This window comes from Capnocytophaga sp. oral taxon 878 (assembly GCF_002999135.1).
GTDB lineage: Bacteria > Bacteroidota > Bacteroidia > Flavobacteriales > Flavobacteriaceae > Capnocytophaga.
Genome location: NZ_CP027229.1, coordinates 2179068 through 2202500 on the forward strand (window position 1 = coordinate 2179068; position 23433 = coordinate 2202500).

The 23433-nt window shown below is 40.5% G+C and carries 18 protein-coding genes and 1 tRNA gene (1 of these 19 cut by a window edge); 15 read left to right on the forward strand and 4 right to left on the reverse strand.

The features are described from left to right. Positions 1 to 80: 80 nt before the first annotated feature. Both C4H12_RS09845 and C4H12_RS09850 read right to left on the reverse strand, forming a co-directional pair. On the reverse strand, positions 81 to 5546 hold the full coding sequence (locus C4H12_RS09845) for an alpha-2-macroglobulin (protein WP_106099472.1): 5466 nt from the start codon (positions 5544 to 5546) through the stop codon (positions 81 to 83). 268 nt (positions 5547 to 5814) lie between these two features. Continuing rightward, the gene (locus C4H12_RS09850) at positions 5815 to 10035 is read right to left on the reverse strand and encodes a cobaltochelatase subunit CobN (protein WP_106098767.1); all 4221 of its coding nucleotides are present in this window, start codon (positions 10033 to 10035) and stop codon (positions 5815 to 5817) included. A 374-nt stretch (positions 10036 to 10409) separates the two neighbouring features. Between C4H12_RS09850 and C4H12_RS09855 the strand changes: the two genes are divergently transcribed. The 12 genes from C4H12_RS09855 to C4H12_RS09910 all read left to right on the forward strand — a co-directional run bounded on the left by C4H12_RS09855 (position 10410) and on the right by C4H12_RS09910 (position 20349). Beyond that, a complete protein-coding gene (locus C4H12_RS09855) occupies positions 10410 to 12728 on the forward strand; it encodes a family 20 glycosylhydrolase (protein ID WP_106098768.1) in 2319 nt (772 codons plus the stop codon). A 50-nt stretch (positions 12729 to 12778) separates the two neighbouring features. After that, entirely contained in the window at positions 12779 to 13087 is a 309-nt protein-coding gene (locus tag C4H12_RS09860; RefSeq protein WP_106098769.1) for a DUF1493 family protein, read from the forward strand. 70 nt (positions 13088 to 13157) lie between these two features. Next, positions 13158 to 14540: a dipeptidase gene (locus tag C4H12_RS09865; protein WP_106098770.1), complete on the forward strand. Its 1383-nt coding sequence runs from the start codon at positions 13158 to 13160 to the stop codon at positions 14538 to 14540. Positions 14541 to 14877: 337 nt separating this feature from the next. After that, positions 14878 to 15126, forward strand: coding sequence for a phosphopantetheine-binding protein (locus C4H12_RS09870; RefSeq protein WP_106098771.1), 249 nt, complete (start codon positions 14878 to 14880; stop codon positions 15124 to 15126). Then, complete coding sequence (locus tag C4H12_RS09875) at positions 15116 to 16015, forward strand: lipid A biosynthesis acyltransferase (RefSeq protein ID WP_106098772.1); 900 nt, start codon at positions 15116 to 15118, stop codon at positions 16013 to 16015. The genes C4H12_RS09870 and C4H12_RS09875 overlap by 11 nt, the downstream gene beginning before the upstream one ends. Further along, positions 16012 to 16902: a hypothetical protein gene (locus tag C4H12_RS09880; RefSeq protein WP_106098773.1), complete on the forward strand. Its 891-nt coding sequence runs from the start codon at positions 16012 to 16014 to the stop codon at positions 16900 to 16902. Before C4H12_RS09875 ends, C4H12_RS09880 begins: the two co-directional genes overlap by 4 nt. After that, a complete protein-coding gene (locus C4H12_RS09885; protein WP_254424754.1) occupies positions 16892 to 17617 on the forward strand; it encodes an HNH endonuclease in 726 nt (241 codons plus the stop codon). The genes C4H12_RS09880 and C4H12_RS09885 overlap by 11 nt, the downstream gene beginning before the upstream one ends. Before the next feature lie 12 nt (positions 17618 to 17629). Continuing rightward, entirely contained in the window at positions 17630 to 17899 is a 270-nt protein-coding gene (locus tag C4H12_RS09890; RefSeq protein WP_254424755.1) for a hypothetical protein, read from the forward strand. A 58-nt stretch (positions 17900 to 17957) separates the two neighbouring features. Continuing rightward, a complete protein-coding gene (locus C4H12_RS09895) occupies positions 17958 to 19085 on the forward strand; it encodes a beta-ketoacyl-ACP synthase III (RefSeq protein WP_106098775.1) in 1128 nt (375 codons plus the stop codon). A 2-nt stretch (positions 19086 to 19087) separates the two neighbouring features. Then, on the forward strand, positions 19088 to 19525 hold the full coding sequence (locus C4H12_RS09900; protein WP_106098776.1) for a hypothetical protein: 438 nt from the start codon (positions 19088 to 19090) through the stop codon (positions 19523 to 19525). Between the two features lie 6 nt (positions 19526 to 19531). Next, positions 19532 to 19960 (forward strand): acyl carrier protein, encoded by a 429-nt coding sequence (locus C4H12_RS09905; protein ID WP_254424756.1) that lies wholly within the window; start codon positions 19532 to 19534, stop codon positions 19958 to 19960. Then, positions 19957 to 20349, forward strand: a complete 393-nt coding sequence (locus tag C4H12_RS09910) for a hypothetical protein (RefSeq protein WP_106098777.1) — start codon at positions 19957 to 19959, stop codon at positions 20347 to 20349. Before C4H12_RS09905 ends, C4H12_RS09910 begins: the two co-directional genes overlap by 4 nt. 165 nt (positions 20350 to 20514) lie before the next feature. On the opposite strand, the gene C4H12_RS09915 is transcribed toward C4H12_RS09910, so the two are convergent. Then, entirely contained in the window at positions 20515 to 21117 is a 603-nt protein-coding gene (locus tag C4H12_RS09915; protein WP_106098778.1) for a nitroreductase family protein, read from the reverse strand. Between the two features lie 111 nt (positions 21118 to 21228). After that, positions 21229 to 21299, reverse strand: a tRNA-Gln gene (locus C4H12_RS09920). A 201-nt stretch (positions 21300 to 21500) separates the two neighbouring features. Here C4H12_RS09920 and C4H12_RS09925 point away from each other — a divergent pair. The 3 genes from C4H12_RS09925 to C4H12_RS09935 all read left to right on the forward strand — a co-directional run. Then, complete coding sequence (locus C4H12_RS09925) at positions 21501 to 22151, forward strand: GNAT family N-acetyltransferase (RefSeq protein ID WP_106098779.1); 651 nt, start codon at positions 21501 to 21503, stop codon at positions 22149 to 22151. 622 nt (positions 22152 to 22773) lie between these two features. Further along, a complete protein-coding gene (locus C4H12_RS09930) occupies positions 22774 to 23391 on the forward strand; it encodes a hypothetical protein (RefSeq protein WP_106098780.1) in 618 nt (205 codons plus the stop codon). 1 nt (position 23392) lies between these two features. After that, positions 23393 to 23433 carry the beginning of a hypothetical protein gene (locus C4H12_RS09935; RefSeq protein ID WP_106098781.1) on the forward strand. 316 nt of this gene lie beyond the right edge of the window, so the window shows 41 of its 357 coding nt (coding positions 1–41); it begins with the start codon at positions 23393 to 23395; its stop codon lies off the right edge, out of view.

Genomic DNA, 23433 nt, shown 5'->3' on the forward strand with positions numbered 1-23433 from the left:
GCAAATTTTTTAGTGAAAAAATATCAATTATTTTTCATCAATACAAATATAAACTTCATTTTCAAGTTGTTACAAAATAATTATTTTTTTACTACTTCTACCCATTTACCATTAGTACGGGTATTATAACGGTTATTATACATAGCTTCTGCATAGGTTCCTGGTAGATAATACTTACCTACATAGGATGCATTGAGCTTTAAACGTATTGTTTTACTTTGATTAGCTGAAAGCGATAGATAATAGTTTGCACGGTCATCACGGAAATCAGCATAATCAATAGCTGCATTATCTGAAGCATCACCATAATCGGTAAAGCGTGTATTAATGATTTCCCAACCCGATGGAATAATCTGTGTGAGCGCTATGTTTTCTACTCGCTCATTAGTAAGGTTTGTAAGCTGTATTGCTGCCACAAACTCGGTGCTTTGGCGTAAAGTACTTACATCTATTGTTTGTCCTTTATTATCACGGAAAGTAGTGCTAATAGCTACTCCATTTTGCATAACTAACTCTTTACCTACTGGAAGTACTCCACTACTGATAAGACGTACATATAACGTTTGTCCTGATGTATTTTTGACTTGTACTGCTGCTTGCCCATTTACTTTTAAAGGCACTTGTACCATTGACTCACCAGAGTTAATAGTTTCTGTTTTACCATTAAAAGTATAGCTTGCAGTAAAATTCTTTCCACTCTTATTAACTGCTACGTATTTAGCCATAGCATAAAGAGCATAAGCAGTGGACTGAGTACTAAGCCAATCATTAGACGATAATTTATCAGCTATTTCTAAAGCCCAACGAGCTGCATCTTGTTTGTGACCTATAAGCAATGCTGTTTCCATAGCCATAGCCTTATTACGCAATACTGAACCATAATAGTAACCATTATCTTCATCTAAAGCAGTGGTTTGGAATAGCTTGGTAGCAGTTTGTTTTTGTCCAGCAAGGGCATAAGCCGCAGCCAAAGTACGTTTAGCATTAGGAGTGATATCTTTCAGTTCTCGTAAGCGGTTCATAGCACCTATATTAGGGCTGCCTGCCAACGCTAAAGTATACAAACGATAAGCTTGTGCAAAATCATTTTGATATTGCCCCTCAAAACGCCATTGGCGTGCTTCGGTATTTTGGTAATCTAACCATTTTTGCTTGCTATTAGGTGGTAATACATACCCTTTCTTCTCTGCTTCTATATAGAACTGACCAATGTATGAAGTTACCCAATCATCGGCATAACGTCCTCCTTTCCAATAAGTAAACCCTCCATTACTAAGTTGATTCTCATGTAGCTTGCTTATGGCTGCATTTACATTACGGTTGGTCTCTTCGGCTTTTTCTTTTGTAAGAGTAACAAAATCGGCTAAGAAAAGTTGAGGGAAGGCTCCAGAGGTTACCTGCTCGGCACAACCATGAGGATACCCTATAAGATAGTTTAAACGGCTACTCAAATTCACTCCTGGGAAGCTAGAAATCTCTAACGTAGTTTTAGCATTATTCCCTAATACTGAAGCATTCACACTAACCGATTTCCCTGCTCCTATCACTGCGTTTTCTACCACATAAGTAGTAGGATTAGGATTGTATACATCCATCTCTACCTCATAAGTAGCTTTTTCATTTCCTGAGGTAGCAGTCAGTTTTACCTTACCTATACCTGTATGCTGAGTAGTTTCAAGCTCAAAATAAGCCATCTGCTCACCAATACCATTAAAAGACAAAGATTGTGTACGATTACCTACTACTTTGAACTGCCCGTTGGTTTCCACACTTACCGATACATTTTTCACTTGCTTTTCCATAGCAAAAACAGTTACTGGCAATACCACTTTCTCACCTGGCACCGCCTTACGTGGTAACGATCCTAATAATGATACCGGACTTATAACTGGTACATTCTTCTTTTCGGCAAAACCATAAGCATTCTTTTCTACATTACTTGCCACCACCATCACTCGGGCCGAGCCCATATAGTTTGGTATCTGCACTTCGTGTGTATTACTACTACCTTTCTTCAGTTCAAAAGGACCTTTGAAAATTACAAAAGGTTTAAACCTGTTGGCTTTTTGCGCTTCTGCTCCTCCCAAATCCTCATCACCTCCTATACTAAAGGCTTGATTTATGGTACCCCCATAAGCTCCTATTACATTGTCATACACATCCCAGGTTTTAACTCCTAAAGCTGTCTTAACAAAGAAATTCTTATGCGGGTTAGGTGTGCGAAAACGTGTAAGGTTTAACAAACCATCTTCTACTATAGCCAATGTATAGGTCATCGATTTGCCATCTTTTTCACTTACTTTGATAGTTGCTTTTTTCTGTGGAACAAACTTCTCTGGGGCTTGTATCACAGGGTTAAGTTCTGTATTTTTATCTTTCACATTCACTGGCACTACCCCATAAAGGCGTATTGGTGCATCATTGGCAGTGTTGGCGTGTGGTTGCAAAAGGGTAACGTAGAAATACACATTAGGGGTCATTTTATCGGTAATAGGCACTTTGTATGTAGTTTCTCCTGCCGCTGTCTCTACCCAATAGGTATCCAGTACAGCACTACCATTTTCAACCGAAATAAGTGCTCTTCCTCCTTTGTCCGAAGGGAAAGATATCACTGCCTTATCTCCTACATTATAGTCTTTCTTATCAGTACCCAATGTAAGCATTACAGCATCATTACCTTCTGTTCGGCGTGATTTACCTTCCCAGCTACCCCAATCAAAATAAGCCGTAGTACCACATCGGTGACCACTATCGTTATTGGTAAGCAAAATGAAATATCTACCCCAATCATCATCATCAATTTTAAGCGTAAAGTGTGCTTTCCCACTGCTATCGGTAGTAAGGCTCTTTACTGCATACACACTGCTGCTATTGCTGCTGTTATAGGTTGATATGTTCTGATTGGTAGCATCCCACCACCAACTCCAGCTCACACGGTAAATAGTAGCTGTAACTCCTTTGCCTGCCAAAGGCTTACCATTTTCCGAGAGCACTACCACTCTAAAGTCCTGATCTTCATCCGTGCTTAAATAATCGTATTTATTTACATTTGGCATTTTCAAGCCCACATATTCTTTATAAGGAGAGAATGAAGCGCTGGCTACATCGGTACTGAAGTCTCCTCCACTTTCATTAGCTTGGGTAAGGAAGTTTACCTTTAGCATACCAGGGGCGCGTAGTTCATTGGTTTTGAAATAAAAGTTTGCATTACCATCGGCATTCGTTTTTCCTTCAAAAACATTTATTTCATCACTTTCAAAATCATTAGCCTTATTGTCAAACAAATACGCTTCATATCCTTTAAAAGTGGTAGTAGTAGGTAAGAATTTAGCTTTCACACTCACCTCTGTATTGCCTGCTGGTGTACCCTGCAGCCATTGTACATTTAGTTGGGCATTACTACCAGCCGCTCCTATCAATTTTCCTTCAAGGCTATTCTCTATCTTCAAGCGGTTAGGCTTGATTGTTTCTATCTTAATACGCTTGCCAAATTTAGCAGCTCCTGCACTAATGCTCACATTCCAATTACCTGTAGGCGCATCGGCAGCTGTTTTAAGGGCAAAAGTATAATGGTTACTTGCATTACCAATTTGCATACGCTCGGCTATTACCTTGCCATAAGGGTCGGTAAAGCGCAATTTGATAGGTAATTTCTCCGGATTTTTCTGTGAAAAATCATTAAGTATAAATCCTATATGAATGCTGTCTCCTGGTCTCCACACACCACGCTCGGTGTAGATATAACCATTAAGCCCTTTTTGCAAAACCAATCCATCCACATCATACTTACTTAATGACTGTGATGCGTATTGATCCATCTTCACATACGTAGTGTAGTTATCCTTCTTCACTTTCGCAAAATAAGCCGTACTGCCTATATCCATAGTAATAAAACCATTACCATCAGTTTTGCCTTCTTGTATTTTTTGTTGCTGATAGTTAAACACCTCTACCATAGCTCCTTTTACAGGCTCGGTTGTTAGCAGGTTATTCACAGCAATAGTATATCTGTTATTTTGCCCTCTCTTTACTATCACACCTAGGTCGGTAGCCAGCACATTGGTGCTGATAGTACGCCCGTAATAATAATAGTCATTACAAGGGTCTTCACTTTCTTCATAGCTGTAATACTCTTCTTCGTCATAACCCTCTGTTGGCTCATCTTCATCCAATGATTTCTCTTCAAATGAAAGGTCAAGAGGCTCCTCGTTTTTAGAGCCACAGGTATAAAGTGAATAGTTCTTGGTCATACCCAGCTCTACTCTATAAATAGCCCCTGGCTCAGGAGTAATTACCGATGCCAAATCCAGCGAGTAGGTATTCCAATCATCGAGCGGGTAAAGCGCCCCCTCTGTAAGTTTGAGCACCTTGCGTGCCACTGGGCGTGCTACCCTCCTGATGTAGTACCCTCCTCCCAAATCATTCTCTTGCAAAAACTGCAAAATATTATTCTCATAAATACGATACACCGTAACATTTATCGCACGCAAGTTTATCGTTTGGAAGTTTATCTTCAAATTCTCCGAACTAGGTAATAACGTACCACTCTTCAAAAAATGAAAATCTGGCCGCTGCTGGTTAAACCGCAACCCAAACTGGTAATCCTTAGTAAGCGCCTGCCCATACACATTCTTCACGCCTTCCCTTACATATACCACATAATCACCTTCCTTCTTCTCATCTCTAAACATCTTCAGCACATTACCATTCACACTATATTTTAGCTGCGTATCGGTTTTGCTAAGAGTTACCATCCCATTAAAATCTTGCTCCTTATCCAATGGGTCTGAGAAATTAACATAAAACTCATTATTGCTGCCATTGTTTTCAGCAAAAAGCGGCTTAAATACCCCTTTTTGCGGAATTTCAAAACTAAACGGTATCAAATTCTCCCTAGGAGCCTGATTCGTATCCCACTTTATCTCCAAAGTCTGATCTTTATCCACACGTGGTATACTGTCAAACACCACCAAAAACTTATTATTCGTACCCTGTGTCTGAAACTTCACAGCCACCTTTTTACCGTCCACTGTCGCCTTGAAAATATCCTTAGCCGTTTGGTAATCTATCTGGTCATTAGCCTGCAGCTCGGCATTTAAAAAATAAAGGTTCTCATTATATGATTGCAAATCATTAGCCGTAACCCTAAAAGCCTGCTGTAACGTTCTTACCGTAAAGTTAAAATGATTCAAATTACTCTTATCCACCTCAAACAGCTTCTTAAGCGCAAATGACACTCGGTATTCCGTATCTTGCTCCAAAGGCTTATCTGGCACAAACGCCACTTGGGTGGGGTTCACACACACCACCTTACCACTCACCTTAGGCGAAATCTCAAACAAACCCAAATCGTTAATCTTATCCATCTTCTCCTGCGTAACAGCCTTGTTTAACAAGATGTTAAACCCCGAACGCGACGAAATAAGCCCCGACGTATAGCCCGAAATATACTCCCTAAACTCCAACGGATTGCTGTTAAAGTTCTTGTCTTTCTTACACCCCACTAAGGCTAAGAAAAGCATACATAATACATATAGCTTTTTCATATCAAGATAATTTAATTCTCTAAAAAATATAAAACAGTTTTTCGCACCAAAAGTACAACTCTTTTTTTTAACCAACAAATTTTTGAGCAAAAAAATACACCTCAACCTCCCCCCAACCTCCCCCTATCCCGAACGAACGATAGTCAGCGAGCTGGCGCAGCTGAGTATGTCGCGAAGGATAGTTACACCCCTCCCCCACCCACAAAAAAATTAGCCAATGAGCTTTTAACACCCATTGGCTAACAAATTCTATCAATAAACCAATTAATTAGTTTCTCCTCCTTTTGCGAATAAAAACAATCAAACCTACAAAGGCTATCAGCACCCCTATACCTATCCAAACAGTATTAAGTGATACTTTTTCCTGCTCACCACCCAAGGTAGTTTCTTCTTTTTTAAGCACCTTTGCATCTTGCTTGCTTTCTTGCGCATTGCTACTTTGTTTAGAGGCTGCTATCTGTTGCTGGTACGCCTGTGCCTTAGTAGCATCTACCTTTTTACTGATGTAATCCTGCAACTTCTTATTCTCCGATGAAAATTGAGACGAACTCACCCCAAACTGCTCAGTAAGCTCCGTATGCATATCCGCAAGTTTGCTTATTTGCGCATCAGTAGCCTTCCATAAGCCCTTACGAGTAAGCTCTAGCATTACAGCCGTAACCTCTTGCAAGGCAGCCACATTCTCCTTCTTAATGAATTCAGTAACACCCAGTTTCTGCTTATCTTCAATGTAAGTGTCATACACCTCATTCCACATAGCATCATCTATCAGTTCAGGTCTAGTAGCCTCCCAGCCGTGCATATTAGTTACTATCTCCGCTATTTGTCCCGCACTACTAGCCTTGCCCTTCATCATCTCTTTAATGTATTTAGGGTTGAAAATAGTACTGCGCGCTTCCACACCCACAGCCTCTTTCAGCTCCTGCATACGCATATTTTTATGATTCCTATAATCAGCAAGATAAGCATCAGGTTCTTTCCCATTCACCTCACGTATGGCAGCATTCATACCACCCATAAATTCATACACATGGTCTAAGCTAAGGGCACCCCAAGTATTGTTTTGCCTAGGCTGAATAAGTACATCAGCATTTTTGATAGCCGCTCGGAACATCCCTTCCTGAAACTTACTCCATCCTTCCTTGCTACTGTACAAAGCACCCATATTATGCATATACACCTCAGCAATATCCTTGGTATTTTCCCACTTATCACCGGCATTGATCATTTCCTTAATACCAGTGTCATAACGCCCTTGCAAGCCACCAAAAATACGCTCGGTTGATAGTTCACGCGCTTCCTTAGGCGATATACCAGCCGCTACCAGTTCCTTTTCAATAGTCACACTACCCTCACTCACTTGGTTGGCAAAGGCCTCCTCAGGTAATTCCGATACCATTTGTATAGCCTTATTTAGCAAGAACAAGCGCGAAGCAGCCAAATCACGAAACTGACCAGAGGTTTGTATCACCACATCAATACGCGGACGACCCAACTCTTCCGAAGGGATAACACGCACATCGCCTACACGGCCAAAGCTATCCCATACCGGTTCAACCCCCAGCATATAAAGAGCCTGTGCTATTGATACACCTTCGGTTTCGATAAACTCCGAACTCCAAAAAGTATACGCTATTTTCTTAGGATATTCATTATGTTTTTTCTGATATTCGGCAATTACATTTTGGGCTAAAGCCATCCCTCTGTCCCACGCCAGTTTTGAAGGAGTACTTTCGGCATTCACCCCATATAGGTTACGCCCAGTAGGTACGCCTTTGGGGTTGGCCACGGCATCACCTCCCGATGAAGGTGGTGTATAGCCTCCATTTAAGGCATTGAAAAAGGCTTTTTCTTCCGCCTGCGGACTCTCCAACAATCCTTGTTTGTACTGCATCACATTCCCGATGGTTTTTTCAATATCTACCAAAGCGCGGGCATAATCCACTTTAGCTTTTTTGGCATTAAGTTCAGCCAATTCTTCTTTGGTAATAGGCTTGCGCTCTTCTTTCTTGGCAGGGGCTTTAATTTTAGTAGGGCGCCCTACAGCATCGGTTTTGTGGGCAGTAGTGGTGGCAGTACTGCTAGCGGTAGCTTCTTGTTTTTTCATTTGTTGTTGTAAGAAGTAAGGCATACCGCTACCGCTTTCGGCAGCCATTATTTCTTTAGCTTTTTGTAACTCATCGGCAGTGATGTGAGCGTAGCTGCATACCAGCTCGGTAGTTACAGGCTTGCCTGCCAATATTTGATTTACCAAGCTCTTGGCAGGGTTTAGGTAATTGGCCGTGAAGAAACTTCTGTTTTTAAGGTCTTTTTCGGTTATTTTACCTTTGTATTTATCTAAGGTTGCTACGCTATACGCTATAGGATCGGCACTCATAGCCAGCAGAGTTGAGTTTATTTTATCGGGAGTGTAAGGTACCCCCATAACGTAAAACTCACCATTTATTTTCTCGGTAGCTATTTCTTCGGCAAAGTTGGACAAGCGTTCTATTTCTTCTTCGGTATAAGGCTTGGTTACTATGCTATCCAAGCGCAAATCACGGTGCAAGCCCATTTGTACTGCCAGCTTTTTAATATGCAAGCCTATGCTTTGCTTATCAATTTCATTTTTCGCCTTGTGATATGAGAGGATGTTATTCTCCAGAGTGTTAAAGGTGTTACGCATATCACTCTCGGTAAAGGCAGGGGTAAGGTATGATACTATACTGCCATAGGAGCGGCGTTTTGCCATCATAGCCTCGCCTATATTACCTATGCTATAGTAGTAAAAATGAGGTACTGTACCTACTGATATATCAGCCCAATCATAATCGGAAAGGGCTACTTGCTTATTGGGTGTGAACTCCAATGAGCCGTGTGTACCGAAGTGAATAAGGGCATCGGCTTTGAGTCCGTTTTGTACCCATAAATAGGCGCCTATGTAGGCATAAGGAGGTATTTCCTGTACGCCGTGTAGTACTTTAAAATCATCATCGGTACTGATGGCGGCTGGTGGCTGTGGCAAGATGGTTACGTTACCAAAGGTAAGTTGTGCTACAGCCAAATAGTTTTTGCCGTCCTTGGTAGTGCTAAGGTAGTTACCAGGTACGGGTCCGTTTTTGGCAAGTACTTGCTTATAAAGGTCTTGAGGGAGGGTGTTTTTCATCCAGCCATCAAGCTGGGTAGCTTCTACCAAAGCGGGGGCGCCTGTGGCTATGAACTTTTCTATATCGCCTTTGGCATTTGCCCTAAAAGTGCTGGCGTGGCTTATGAGCAGCTTATTGAACTGCTCGAGAGTGGGTGGTAGAGTACCTACATTGTAGCCTTGTGCTTGTAGCTGGTGTAGGAACCTGTACAAGGAGGGCTCGACCTCCAAGCCTTGTGCTGCAGCGGGTGCGAGTCCTACGCCTTTGAAGTATACTATTGCGAGTTTTTTATCGGCGTTGGCTTTGTGCTTAAGCTGGGTGAAGTTATGTATGATTTTGGCGAACTTCTGTGCTCGATTCTCGATAGCATTGAGGAAGTAATAGCCTTGTTTGTTTTGTTCTTGAGCGATTACTACGTAGGGGTATAGGGCGCCATCAAGCTCGGGCATTACAATGGTTTGCCCCATAAAGCCTCCGGACATACCCATAGGGTCTTTTTCCCAATCGGCTTTCATAGATAGTATTGATAGCCCTGTGAAGAGGGGTATGTTTTGCTTTTTAGCCCAAGAGGTGAAGAGTTCGGGCTGCCCCATCATCATCTGCCCGTGAGGGAAATAGACGATGGCATCGGGGTTGATTTCGGTTAGGAACTCGATGCGTTTGGCTTGAGCTGTGAAGGGGAATACGTTCATTCCTTGTTGTTGGAGGGCTTTTATTACGCCGTTAAGGTGTTCTTTATTGCCTCCGAAGGGTTCGTGTAGTCCTGCTACTATGGCTATGCGGGGGGCTCCTTCTTTGTAGAAGTTATTTTTTTTGATGTACTCTTCATACTCATTGAGGGAGCTGAATGAGCGTTCGTCATCGAGGTGGAAGTATACGTTTTCTTTGCGTTCGATAGGGGGTTGTGGTTCGGTAGCGAACCATTTGCCGACAATATATTTGCGTATATATCGGGCGAGGTTTTGGTAGTTGGCTTTATTACCACTCATTAGGTAGTCGCCTACTTTTTTTTGTTCGGCTTCGCTCAGGCTACTGATGTCGTTATCGGGATTGGTAACGGCGAAGCTGTGGAAGGGGACGCGGTTGGCAGCGTCGATGAGCTGGTTGCGCTGCTGGTCGTTAATTTTGAGTCCCATTGCCCATACGAGTACGAAGTCGTATTTTTTTAGCTGATCGAGTTTATCCAAGGGGACTTCTTCAAACTTGATAAAGCTATCGTCATTAGACAGGGCGATGTTGGAAGCCTGATAGCTGATAAAATTTACTAATGCGATGCGTGTAGGTGCGATGTATTTTCGCCACACAAAATAGCCAGCGAGCACTACAAGGAGGGCTGCTATGATAGTTAGGATCTTTTTTTTCATCTTAGTTTTGAATAAGATAAGAATAGTTAGTTTATTTAAGAATGATTATAAATAGTTTCTGGGCGCAAAGGTATAAAATAATTTTGAATAAAAATAAATAAAGTGAATTTTTGTTTAGGTAAGGGGTAAGAGATAAGAGGTAAGAGAGGGGGTAGAAGTATCTTTCACGACATACTTAGCTGTGCCAGCTTGGTAACTATCCTTCGTTTATAGTTCGTTTATCCTTCGTTATTCGTTCGTTTAAAATAGGTAAGAGGTAGGAGATAAGAGGTAAGAGGGTGGGGTTTTGTTTGTTTTTGGTAGGGGGGTGAGGGGGATTTGGTTATTGGCAAATTATTAGTATCTTTGCCGCTGAAACCTAAAAAACAATAATGATGAAAAGATTGCTGCTTATAGCAGGTGTACTGCTAATGGGTTGCCAAACGGCTCAAAAAGAGGTTCATTTTAGTGAAAATGATATTGTTATCATACCTCAACCCCAATCGGTAAGTGTGGGGGAAGGCGGTTTTTGGCTGGATGATAAGACGACCTTGGTGTATAAAGATAGTTCCTTTGGTGATGCTGCTACCCATTTTAGGGCGCGGGTGCAAAAGGCTACGGGCTGGGCTATGGAAATAACCCAAGAGGCTCCTAAAACGAACTATATTGAGATAGTGCGCGATACGAGTTTGCCTGCTGAAGGGTATAAACTGGTGAGCAGTACCGATAAAGTAATGATAAGCGCTGCTGATAGGAATGGGGCTGAATATGCCTTGCAAACCCTTAGGCAGCTGCTGCCGAAAGAAATAGAGAGTGCTACCCCTGTGAAGGCAGATTGGGTGGTGCCTGTAATAACCATAAACGATGCGCCAGAATACGCTTGGCGTGGGCTGATGCTAGATGTTTCGAGACACTTCTTCCCTAAAGAATATATATTGGAAACATTAGACCGTATGGCAATGCTGAAGCTGAATACTTTTCACTTCCACCTAGTAGATAATGAGGGATGGCGTATCGAAATTAAAAAGTATCCTAAACTTACCCAAGTGGGGGCTTGGCGTGTAGATCAAGAAGATAAGCTATGGGACGAACGTACCCCCAATGCTGCTGATGCATTGGCAGACCCAGCAAAGAATACTAAGAAATACGGAGGATATTACACCCAAGAAGATATTAAGGAAATAGTGGCTTATGCCGCAGCACGAGGTATTACCGTAGTGCCTGAAATAGAGATGCCAGCACACGCTATGAGCGCTGTAGCTGCCTACCCCGAACTATCTTGCCACAAGCGCCCCATAGGAGTGCCATCGGGGGCTGTGTGGCCTATTACGGACATCTATTGCGCTGGGCAGGAGGAGACTTTTGCGTTCTTAGAAGATGTGCTTACCGAAGTAATGGCGCTTTTCCCGAGTAAATACATTCACGTAGGAGGCGATGAGGCTACACATACCGAGTGGGAGAAATGTAGTAAATGCCAAAAACGGATGAAAGACCATCACTTAGCAAACGTACACGAACTACAGAGCTATTTTATTAAAAGAATGGATAGCTTTTTGACCTCTAAAGGTAGGGTACTGGTAGGCTGGGACGAGATTATGGACGGTGGGCTTGCTAATAATGCCGTGGTGATGAACTGGCGCGGTATAGATGTAGGTAAGAAGGCTTTGGCGCAAGGAAACCCAGTAGTGCTTACCAGTGATTGCTATATAGACCAATACCAAGGGTTGCCAGATTATGAGCCTATAGCCAATGGTGGATTTTTGCCGCTAAAGAAATTGTACCATTACAATTTGGAAAAAGAAAAGCTAACAGCAGAAGAACGGAAAGGAGTATTGGGCTCACAAGCTAACCTATGGGCAGAACACGTGGGTAGTACCAAGCACTCGGAATATATGATATTTCCGCGCTTATTTGCCCTATCGGAAATAGTGTGGACTGCTGATAAGCAGAAGAACTGGGACAGCTTTGTACGAAGAGTAGAAGCCTTTATGGAGCGGCTGGATGTGAAAGGAGTGAACTACGCACGCTCCATATACCAAGTAGTGCCTACAGTAGTGAATGAGGGAGGTAATATAAGCCTAAAATTGGAAAGCGAAGTGCCTACTGCACAAATACTTTACGCCTTGAATGGCACAGATATTGCGGCAGCTGAGAAATATACTGCTGCTATTACTCTTACCCAAACTACAGAATATAAGGCTTTTGTATCGGGAGGGAAAGTGAGTAATACCGTTACCACAGGCAAGGTAACCTTTCATAAGGCTATAGGCAAACCGGTGAACTATACTCCTACCTACCACCGCAGCTACCAAGGACAAGGTGAAGGAACACTTACTAATGTGATTAGGGGTACTAAGAACTTTCACGATGGACAATGGCTGGGATGGCTGGGTATGGATACTATAACCCTCGCCCTTGATATGGAAGAACTTACCGAAGTAAGTGAAGTGCGAGTAGGTGCTATGGATTGCCAATCGGCAGGGATATTTTATCCTACAAAAGTGGTGGTATTGGTTTCGGCAGATGGAAAGCAGTTTAAAAAAGTAGGAAACATAGCCGAACCTTGCGAGATACGAGGTAAAACAACCTTAAAAGATTTTGTTTTACAGTTTGATACAGAAAAAGCACGCTATATCAAGATAGTACTTACCAATGCAGTACCACCCAAAGGAGGTGATGCTTGGCTGTTTATAGATGAAGTTTTGGTGTTTTAGAAAAAAGTACTACCTTTGGGGCGTGAAAAAGGGAGAAAAATAGAATAATAATGCAAGAGGAGGATTGGGAAACTCTTAAAAAGCTAATTGCTAAATATACGAGAGCAAAAGAATTGCGCTTGGAAACTTCGGTTAACGATGAACTACAAATACAAGGAGATGATGCTGTAGATTTCCTTATGGAATATGTTGAAACATTTCGGGTAGATATGAGTAGTTTCTGTTTTGATGCGTATTTTTACAATGAAGGAGCGCTTTCATCTCTCTGGATTATGAAGCTATTAGGAATGGACAAAAAGAAGCAGCCTTTGTATATGAGCCAACTAATAGAAGGTATTGAACGGAAAAGCCTTAGGTAAGAGAGGTTTTGTAAATGAAGAAACAGCTACTGCTGCAAATTATAATTTGTTAATTATTAATTGAAAATATATGGATTCAGTAAAAAGTTATATTAACGAAAACAAAGATCGCTTTATTGCTGAACTGATTGAACTGCTGAAAATGCCGTCAATCAGTGCTGATGCCGCCTACTCACAGGATGTGCTAAACACTGCCGATGCCGTGAAAACCGCTTTAGAAAAAGCAGGTTGCGACAAGGTGGAAATATGTGAAACCCCTGGATATCCGATAGTGTATGGGGAGAAAATAATAGACCCAAAACTGCCTACCGTTTTGGTATATGGACACTATGATGTGCAACCAGCTGACCCTATTGAATTATGGGAATCAGACCCTTTTGAGCCGGTAATTAAGAAAACTGACCTTCACCCTGATGGGGCTATTTTTGCTCGTGGTGCTTGTGATGACAAAGGACAGATGTTTATGCACGTAAAAGCCCTTGAGTATATGGTGAAAAACAAGGTGTTGCCTTGTAATGTGAAGTTTATGATTGAGGGTGAAGAAGAAGTAGGATCGGAAAGCCTTACTTGGTTTGTGAAACGCAACCACGAAAAGCTGAAGAATGATATTATCTTGATTTCGGATACTGGTATGCTAGCTAATGATACGCCTTCAATTACTACGGGCTTACGCGGACTTAGCTATGTGGAGGTAGAGGTTACTAGCGCTAACAGAGACTTACACTCGGGATTATACGGAGGGGCTGTGGCAAACCCTATCAATGTGCTTACTAAGATGATTGCATCATTACACGATGAGAATAACCGCATAACTATACCTCACTTCTACGATAAAGTAGAAGAGCTTTCGAGAGAGGAACGCGATGAGATGGCTAAGGCTCCTTTTTCATTGGATGCTTATAAAAAGGCCTTGGATATTGATGAGGTATATGGTGAAACTGGTTACAGCACTACTGAACGTGCCTCTATACGTCCGACCTTAGATGTAAATGGTATTTGGGGTGGTTATACTGGGCAAGGTGCTAAGACGGTAATCCCGAGCAAGGCTTTTGCTAAAATATCAATGCGATTGGTTCCTAACCAAGATAATAAAGAAATTACTGAACTTTTCACTAAACATTTTGAAAGTATAGCTCCTGCTGGAGTGCGTGTGAAGGTGACCCCTCACCATGGTGGACAGGGGTATGTAACTCCTACCAATACGGCTGCTTACCAAGCTGCTGTAAAGGCCTGCAAGGAAACTTTTGGCAAAGAGCCTATACCGGTGCGCTCGGGTGGTAGTATTCCTATTGTTGCTCTTTTTGAAGAGGAATTGGGTAGCAAATCTATCCTTTTAGGTTTTGGTTTGGATAGTGATGCTATACACTCGCCTAATGAGCATTATGGTATTTTCAATTTCTTGAAGGGTATTGAGACTATTCCGTGGTTCTACCATTATTTTACAAAAAAATAAACTGATTAACTGATATAAAAGAGGCTTTGGCAATGTTTTAGGGCATTGCTGAAGCCTCTTTTTTTATGATTGTTTTCTTTGAGCTATCCTTCGGGAGATATTTGGCTGGGTGTGACTATGCTTTGGGAGATACTCAGCTGTGCCAGCTTGCTAACTATCCTTCGTTTATAGTTCGTTTATCCTTCGTTATTCGTTCGTTCAGCTTGTATGATAATTTTAAGGTGCTTTTTTTCTGTTTGGGTGTAAATAGATAGTTTGATAGAAAATTGCAATTGGCAAATTTGCTAATTGGCAAATTATTTGTACCTTTGCCCCTGATAAACGTATGATTAAAACTATGAGCAGACAGGAAATTATCAACCTTACTACCCGTATATTTGTAGAAGAATTTGAAGTAGATGGCAGTGTGATTGCCCCTGAGGCGAACTTTCGTGAGTCATTGGGATTGGATAGCCTTGATTATGTGGATTTGGTAGTAATGATTGAAGAGGATTTTGGTGTGAAATTGGTGGAAGCTGATTTCAAGCCTATTATTACTTTTAATGATTTTTATACTACCTTAGAAAACAAAATAAATGCACAATAAGCCTGAAAACAATACCAAATGGCAAGGGAAATCAAAAGGTACGGTACTTGGTTACCGTATTTTTGTATTCCTAATGAAGCACTTGGGTATACGTGCTGCTTATAGCTTATTGGTGTTTGTGGCTTTTTATTATTTTCTTACCCAGTGGCGCTCTAATGCTTATATGTATTATTATTTTAAGGAACGCTTGGGGTATTCAGCAGTAAAATCAGTAATTTCGCTGTATAGGAGTTATTTTACTTTTGGGCAAACTATTATTGATAAGATTGCTATTTTATCGGGATTAGAGGATAAATTCACTTATGAATTTGATGGGGTGGAGTACTTGCAAGAGTTATTGAAAAATAGGCAAGGAGGGGTACTTATTTCGGCCCATATTGGTAATTTTGAGATTGCTGAACCTTTCTTTCGGAAGATAGACCTGAACTTTCAGATTAGTACTGTTACGGCTGATTTGGAGCATTCGGTTATTAAAGAGTATATTGAGAGTATATCTAAGCATAAGCCCTCACATCAGTTTATTTTCATTAAGGAAGATATGTCGCATATTTTTGAGATTAATGAATCTCTTTCTAATAATAAGATTATTTGCTTTACTGGAGATCGTTTTGTAGAGGGTATGCGGGCGCTAAAAGCTTCTCTTTTGGGAGCTGAATCTACTTTTCCTGCAGGGCCTTTCTTGTTGGCTTCGCGGCTGAGGGTACCTGTGCTTTTTGTGTATGTAATGAAGGAGAAGCATTTGCATTATCACCTTTATGCAAGGGTAGCAAAGGTGAAGGAGCGCAATGCGCAAGCCTTGCTTGAGGCTTATACTGAAAATATGGAGCAGATGCTACAGAAATATCCACTACAATGGTTTAACTATTTCAACTTTTGGGATGAACAATGAAACGCGTATTAGTAGTATATTACACCCAATCGGGGCAACTCAAAGAGATTATCGATAGTGTACTATCCCCACTCACGGAGGTAACTATCGACTTTTTGCCTATTGATACTGCTACTCCTTTTCCATTTCCGTGGACAGACGATACATTCTTTGACGCTTTCCCTGAGTCCTACTTGCAAATTCCCCAACCTCTACAACCTTTTAACCTCCCCCATACCGATTACGATTTAGTGATTTTGGGCTACCAAGTGTGGTATCTCTCGCCCTCTATCCCTTTGAGTTCTTTTTTGCAACAGCCTGAAGCTAAAAAACTGCTGAATGGTAAGCCTGTCATTACCATTTCGGGCACTCGCAATATGTGGGTAATGGCACACCAGAAAGTAAAAAAACTCTTAAGTGACTGTGGGGCGCACTTAGTGGGAAATATCGCCCTTACCGATAGGCACCACAATCATATCAGTGTGATTACCATTGTGCAATGGCTCTTTTCGGGCGATAAGAACAAACGCTATCTGGGGGTGTTCCCCAAAGCAGGTGTCGCCGATAAAGATATACAAGGCGCGAGTGTGTATGGTACGCTCATTGTCCCTCACCTGCAAACCGGTGATTACACAGGATTACAACAAGCAATAGTAGCCCACGGAGGCGTGCATTACAAGCGTTTTCTCCTTTCGGCAGAGAAGAAAGGTAACCGCCTTTTCGGTATCTGGGCAAAGATGATTTACGGCAGTAAGAAACGTAAATTCCTGCTAAAATGCTTCCGTATCTATCTGTATATCGCTATCTGGGTACTGATGCCCATCGTATGGTTGCTATACTGGCTCACTTATCCTCTGTTCTTTTGGAAAGTAGAGAGGGATAAGAAAAAGTTTACAATTGATAATTAAAGGATATAAAAATATAGAATTTGAAAATGAGTTTAAGGCCTTTATGGAAAAAGAAGGGTTGAAAGATAATACTCGTAGAAATTATATTAGCTGGTTACGATTTATAGCCAAAGAGGAATTCAGTATTAGTAGAGATTTAGTTGATAATGATACTATTATAAATCATCTTGAAAAGAATAAATCGAAGAGAAGTATATATCTAAATGAAAACAATAATGATTATTCTGACTTTAAAGCTGCTCTCAATAAGTACAGAAAGTTTATTGCTGAGAAATCTGATTTAATTGATGATATAGAAACAATTATAAAAGATGAAATTATTCCTAAAACAGAGAAAGAGCAATTAATATCTGCAAGAATAGGACAAGGAAATTATAGAAATAAATTAATAAATCTTTGGAAGAAATGTGCTATTTCTAAATGTGAAATGACAGAATTATTAATCGCATCACATATAAAACCTTGGAGTAAATCTACTAATATAGAAAAGTTAGACCCTTATAATGGACTCTTGCTATTACCTAACTACGACAAATTATTTGACAAAGGACTTATTTCTTTTGAAGATAATGGCAAAATAATTATTTCTCCTCTTATAAAAGAAGAAGAGTATAAAGTTTTAGGTATTAGTCCTAATGATAAACTCTTTAAGGTTTATGATGAAAACAAACCTTATTTAGAAGAACATAGAAGAATAGTATTTCATCAGGAATAATATAGTCTATTTTTGATAAACATATACAAAGAAAATAATAAAATGGAACAACAAGATATATCTAAAAAGAACAATATTCTACAAATAGAACCACACGACAACAATCTACTAACAGTTGATATGCTACTGAACGGTTACGAGAAGTATGGTATTGGATGTCTACAACAAACAATGAACGGGCTCTTGGCAGCGAGAAGTTCAAAAGAATTTATGAATTCTTTAACCGAAGAAGAAAGAGGAGAGTATGTAAGAAAGCAAGCCGAGAGATTAGGATTCTTGTAGTAGTTGTTTTTCAATAACAAACTGTTGCCTATTACTTATTACCTTTTACCTGAATAATATGAATGTCTATATAACAAAAGTAAGTAAATATTTACCTAACAATCCCATTGGCAACGAGCAAATGGAGACTTTCTTAGGTCTCATAAACCAAAATGCCTCTAAAGCGCGACGCCTTGTGCTACGCAACAATGGTATTCTCACGCGTTACTATGCCCTTGACGAGCAAGGTAACCCTACTCATAACAATGCCCAGCTTACGGCTTTGGCAATACAAAAGCTATTGGACGGCGAAGTGCCTTGGGATACTATTGAGGTGCTCTCTTGCGGTACCTCTACCCCCGATGTGCTCTTGCCCTCGCACACCTCTATGGTACACGGCATTTTGGGCGGACACTCAGTAGAACTGAATGCCTCTTCAGGGGTGTGTAACTCAGGAATGAATGCCCTCAAATTTGGCTATTTATCAGTAAAGGCGGGCAATAGTGTGAATGCAGTATGCACGGGCTCTGAACGTGTATCGGCGTGGTTGCGTGCTGATAAATACGAAAACGAAGTACAACTCTTAGCCGAATTAGAAGCACACCCTGCGATTGCCTTTAAAAAAGATTTCTTGCGCTTTATGCTCTCCGATGGAGCAGGGGCTTTTCTGTTAGAAAACAAACCGCGTGAAGGCGCTTTGCAAATAGAATGGATGGATGCTTATTCGTATGCTCACGAGCTCGAAGCGTGTATGTATGCCGGTGGCGACAAACTCCCCGATGGCAGCCTCAAAGCTTGGAGCGAATACCCTGCCGAAGCGTGGCTTAGTGAATCTATTTTTGCTATCAAGCAAGATGTGAAGCTGCTCAATGAGAATATTTTACTAAAAGGAGCTGAAAGTATGCGTGCTACCTTAGATAAACACCAACTATCAGCAGATGATATTACTTATTTCTTGCCACATATCTCGTCTTGTTATTTCAAAGAACGCCTATATGAAGCCCTCAAAACAGTAGGTATCGACCTTCCGTTAGAACGCTGGTTTATCAACCTCCCTGAAGTAGGCAATGTAGGCTCTGCCTCTGCTTACTTGATGTTAGAAGCCTTAATGCATTCAGGCAAACTCAAAACCGGCGATACGGTGTTGCTATCAGTGCCCGAGAGCGGTCGTTTTTCATACTCCTATGCTTTCTTAAAAGCAGTATAATCATGATTTTACCTATTACTGATAGAAATAATATCCTAAACCTTATCCCTCAGCGCGATCCCATTATAATGGTAGATACGCTTTGGGAGTATACTCCCTCAACAGGGGTGATAGGGCTTACCATTGCCTCTAATAACCTCTTTGTACAGCAAGAGACATTCTTAGAAAGCGGACTCATAGAGCACATTGCCCAAAGTATTGCCTTGCACAAAGGCTACAGCTACTATCTCAGTGGCAAACCTGCCCCTATGGGTTATATAGGAGCTATCAAAAAGATAGAAATTTCTGCCTTACCTAAAGTAGGTAGCGCCCTGCGCACTCACCTCTCTATTGTACAAGAGTTTATGGATGTTACCCTCGTAGCCCTTCAAACCTTTGTTGGTGATACCCTTATCGCTCAAGGCGAAATGAAAACCGTCTTAGCTCCCACTAATTCCTAATTCCTTATGAACATCCACCAATATCTTCCTCATCGGCCTCCTATGCAAATGGTTGATACTGTTATCAATATCAGTAACACACAAGTAGTAACCGAATTTCTAATAAAACCCAGCTGTATCTTTACTGAAAATAACCTCCTTGCCGAAATAGGTCTTATTGAAAATATGGCTCAGACCTGTTCTGCCATTGTAGGTCAATTCTTAGTCAGTGAAAACAACAATAACAAGCTCATAGGATACCTCAGTACTATCAAAGAAGCCCAAATCTTCTCCCTCCCATCAATACAACAAACCGTACGTACCGAGGCTCAACTACTTTCTCGCCTTGATACCGATGCCTTTTACCTCTGTGCCCTACAATGCCAATCCTTCTGCAACCATACCCTTTTAGCTACCGCTCAAATGAATTTAGTTATTTCCATCTATCAAAAATGAAAGAAACAGAAGTCCCTCAAGAATCAGGAGCCTTACGTAATATCAAAGAAGTATGTTACGTAACCGATAGCCAAGGCAACTACACCACCCAGCTAAGCTCCGGATGGGAAGTGAAAAACATAGCCCTACAAGCCTCATTACAACACCTCCAAGAGCAAATCGACCAAGCCAAAGCCGATGTTATTGCTGGCCGTAAAAGCCCCATCGTTTACTATATGCTCCTCAACCGTATGGATTGGACAGTCCTTGCTAGTGCTATGCACCGTTGGCAATGGATCATAAAACGCCATTCCAAACCCTCTGTATTCAAAAAACTATCCGCAAAAACCCTACAACAATACGCCACCATCTTCGGAATCTCTGTTGAAGAACTATGCAACATCAACTAATCCACACCGCTAAAATCCAACTATTTACACAATCACACAAATACCTGTCTCATCACAACACACACTTGTAACCCTCTAAGTTACTAATCCCCTAACAATCAAACAAAGGAGGTAACACAATGCCCACATTGTGCTACCTCCTTTGTCTTATCATTAAATATCCTTTTATAACGAAAACTCCTTCACCACCTCTTCCTGCGGCAAACGCGTTTTAGCCTTCAAATGAAGCTGATTCCCATCCTCCTCATCTCTATAACCTATTGCCACCGCAAAAAGCGTTGTGTAATGCCTGTCTCCCAGTATCTTATCATATTCCACCTGCTGGATACCCTCCATAGCAGTACTATCAATACCCATCGAGGCACAAGCACTCAAAAACACCCCAAGCGCAATATATACCTGATTGTTCAACCATGAGTACAACGCCACATCTCCCCTACTCTTAAGCCTTTGCTGATAAAAGTCAATAGCATAAGGACTCGTAGCCCTGCCCAATTTCTCCTCAAAATAAGGCATATCACTATTAGCCATAAATATCACCAAATGGCTCGCTTTCAGTATCTTCTCCTCATTAGCCATCGACACCTTCGCAAAAGCCTCCTTAGTAGCCTCATCACTCACAAAAACAAACTGCCAAGGCTGCGAATTAATCGACGACGGAGCCAGGCGTAATATCTCCTTCAATTTCTCAATATCAGCCTCAGCTACCCCTTTACCACTGTATTTCTTAGTCGTATAGCGCGTTTGCGCCAAATTTAAAAAGTCCATAATATACATTTTTTTACGGCAAAGACAACAATAATACCACCATTACCATTATCAATCACCAGTTATCCATTAAAAAAGAGCTTCCCAATCTCTCAGGAAGCTCTCTTTTTGTTGGTCTACTAGGACTCGAACCTAGAATAACAGAACCAAAATCTGCTGTGTTACCATTACACCATAGACCAATCATACCTCATTTTTGCGGTGCAAAGGTACTACTATTTTTCAAACCTGCAAATTTTTTCACCATTTTTTTTCAATATTTTTTCACCAACATTCCCAAAGATATTAATAATCAAACCATTATCCTAGCACCCCCTCCTCTCCCCTTTGCATATTCACACAAACTTTCGTACCTTTGCCACAGCTAAATTAACAAAATACCTATGTCACAACTTACATTCCGTAACGCCACCCCTGCCGATGCCCGCCAAGTAGCCTCCCTACTCACAGCCTCATTCGCCAACTACCCTATGTACCGCACCATCCTCAACCGCTTCTTCAAAACCAATGAAGCCTATTATAACTATCTCAACAAACTCCACTACGTACAAGCAATGACCAATATACGCAAAGGCCACTGCCTTGTCGCCGAAATCAACGGAACAATCATAGCCACCGCCGTAATGCAAGAACTCGGCAAAACCCACTTCACCCTTACCGACTACCTACGCAGCGGCGCCCTCCCCGTCCTCCAATACCTCCGCCCCACCCTACATTTCCTCCCCTTTTTAGAAAAAAGCAGCCTACAAGCCAAAACCAATGCCCCCGCACACAGCTGGTATTTAGAAAGTTACGTAGTACACCCCCAGTGGCAAGGACAGCAGATAGGCAGTCGTTTCTTTCACGAATCCATATTCCCCTACATCACCCAAAAAGGCGCCCAATCCCTAGCCCTTGTAACCAACACCCACGACAACTGTCGCTTCTACACCCGCCACGGTTTCACCCAAACCCACTACCATCAAATCCAAAACGTCGATGTATGGACCTTCATAGCTAAGTTCCAACAACCACCATCCCGAACGAACGAATAACGAAGGATAAACGAACTATAAACGAAGGATAGTTGTAGCAAACTCCCGCACTATCTATCACCCAAAAACTCCTCTTCTAACTCATTTTTTACAATACTATTAATTGAAAATCAATAAATTAAAATTTTTATAGCAAAAAATAATGTTAAAAAACTTGTATAGTATAAAAAATCACCCTAATTATGCACTAAAATTAGACAACTAAAGATAGTTTTAAACACTATTTAAATATAATTAAATAGCTATATAAAGAGATTAAGTTCACATTAACAATATTCCTACTATTCTAATATAATCTGTAATAAATTATTTTTCAGAAAGAGAACAAACTAAGGAATATTTGCAAATAACCTTTACTTATGTAATAACTCTAATTGTTATTGCTTCCTTTATCAAATTATCTAAAAACAAAAAATAATGAATTACTATTTTAAACATTTTTTCTCAGCACAATAAATCAATATTAGATTTAACTAGGGAGAAAGCAATAGAAGATAATATATTAACTAGTTTTTATTACTCTAACAAAAATATAGTCAAAGATAAAAATTTTGTTATTTAGTGGCTGAGAAAAAGTTGTGAAAACCTAATTAATAATCTTTTTTAATAAAATAAGTTATATATGCAAATTAATGATTTTTTAGGTAAAACCTTTGTTGCCTTTGTTGATATTTCAGGATTCAAGGCTATGATGAATAAAAATACAGAACTAGCTGCTAAAGCACTAGATCATTTTTACCAAACAGGGTATGAAACATTACAACTATATCAAGATATAATAAATGGTATTTTTATCTCTGATTGTGGAGTGCTCTTTGTAAGAGAGAGGGAAATAAAAAGCCAATTAGAGATGCTATTAGATGCCATTAAAGAAATTAACAAAAAAATGTTAGAAGAAAAGTTTATGCTAACAACTAACATTGCTTATGGAGATTTTGGTTATCAAAACAGAGTGCAATTTGAAGGGATTTCAAAAAATTTATTATACGGGAATGCTTACTTAGATGCCTATTTAGATAGTATTAATAAACCTAAAATAGAACCTGGATTGTGTAGAATCTTAAAACCAAATATAGATGATACTAGTTTCCTAGATGCTAATCAATTTTTGAAAAAAAAAGGAAAACATTATTATTATTATTGGAGTGTAAATGCCCAAAATGAAATTGATAAGTTTGAACAAGATTATAAAAATGCCAAGTATGAAGGTATTTTACGAGTATTAAAAGGCACATTTTAGAATGAAAAGAATAATCTTACTCCTCACAATATTTTTAACTTT

Bases quoted from the DNA above. Each gene is read 5' to 3' on its own strand.
- C4H12_RS09845 (WP_106099472.1), bottom strand. From the start codon at position 5,546: ATGAAAAAGCTATATGTATTATGTATGCTTTTCTTAGCCTTAGTGGGG.
- C4H12_RS09850 (WP_106098767.1), bottom strand. From the start codon at position 10,035: ATGAAAAAAAAGATCCTAACTATCATAGCAGCCCTCCTTGTAGTGCTC.
- C4H12_RS09855 (WP_106098768.1), top strand. From the start codon at position 10,410: ATGAAAAGATTGCTGCTTATAGCAGGTGTACTGCTAATGGGTTGCCAA.
- C4H12_RS09860 (WP_106098769.1), top strand. From the start codon at position 12,779: ATGCAAGAGGAGGATTGGGAAACTCTTAAAAAGCTAATTGCTAAATAT.
- C4H12_RS09865 (WP_106098770.1), top strand. From the start codon at position 13,158: ATGGATTCAGTAAAAAGTTATATTAACGAAAACAAAGATCGCTTTATT.
- C4H12_RS09870 (WP_106098771.1), top strand. From the start codon at position 14,878: ATGAGCAGACAGGAAATTATCAACCTTACTACCCGTATATTTGTAGAA.
- C4H12_RS09875 (WP_106098772.1), top strand. From the start codon at position 15,116: ATGCACAATAAGCCTGAAAACAATACCAAATGGCAAGGGAAATCAAAA.
- C4H12_RS09880 (WP_106098773.1), top strand. From the start codon at position 16,012: ATGAAACGCGTATTAGTAGTATATTACACCCAATCGGGGCAACTCAAA.
- C4H12_RS09895 (WP_106098775.1), top strand. From the start codon at position 17,958: ATGAATGTCTATATAACAAAAGTAAGTAAATATTTACCTAACAATCCC.
- C4H12_RS09900 (WP_106098776.1), top strand. From the start codon at position 19,088: ATGATTTTACCTATTACTGATAGAAATAATATCCTAAACCTTATCCCT.
- C4H12_RS09905 (WP_254424756.1), top strand. From the start codon at position 19,532: ATGAACATCCACCAATATCTTCCTCATCGGCCTCCTATGCAAATGGTT.
- C4H12_RS09910 (WP_106098777.1), top strand. From the start codon at position 19,957: ATGAAAGAAACAGAAGTCCCTCAAGAATCAGGAGCCTTACGTAATATC.
- C4H12_RS09915 (WP_106098778.1), bottom strand. From the start codon at position 21,117: ATGGACTTTTTAAATTTGGCGCAAACGCGCTATACGACTAAGAAATAC.
- C4H12_RS09925 (WP_106098779.1), top strand. From the start codon at position 21,501: ATGTCACAACTTACATTCCGTAACGCCACCCCTGCCGATGCCCGCCAA.
- C4H12_RS09930 (WP_106098780.1), top strand. From the start codon at position 22,774: ATGCAAATTAATGATTTTTTAGGTAAAACCTTTGTTGCCTTTGTTGAT.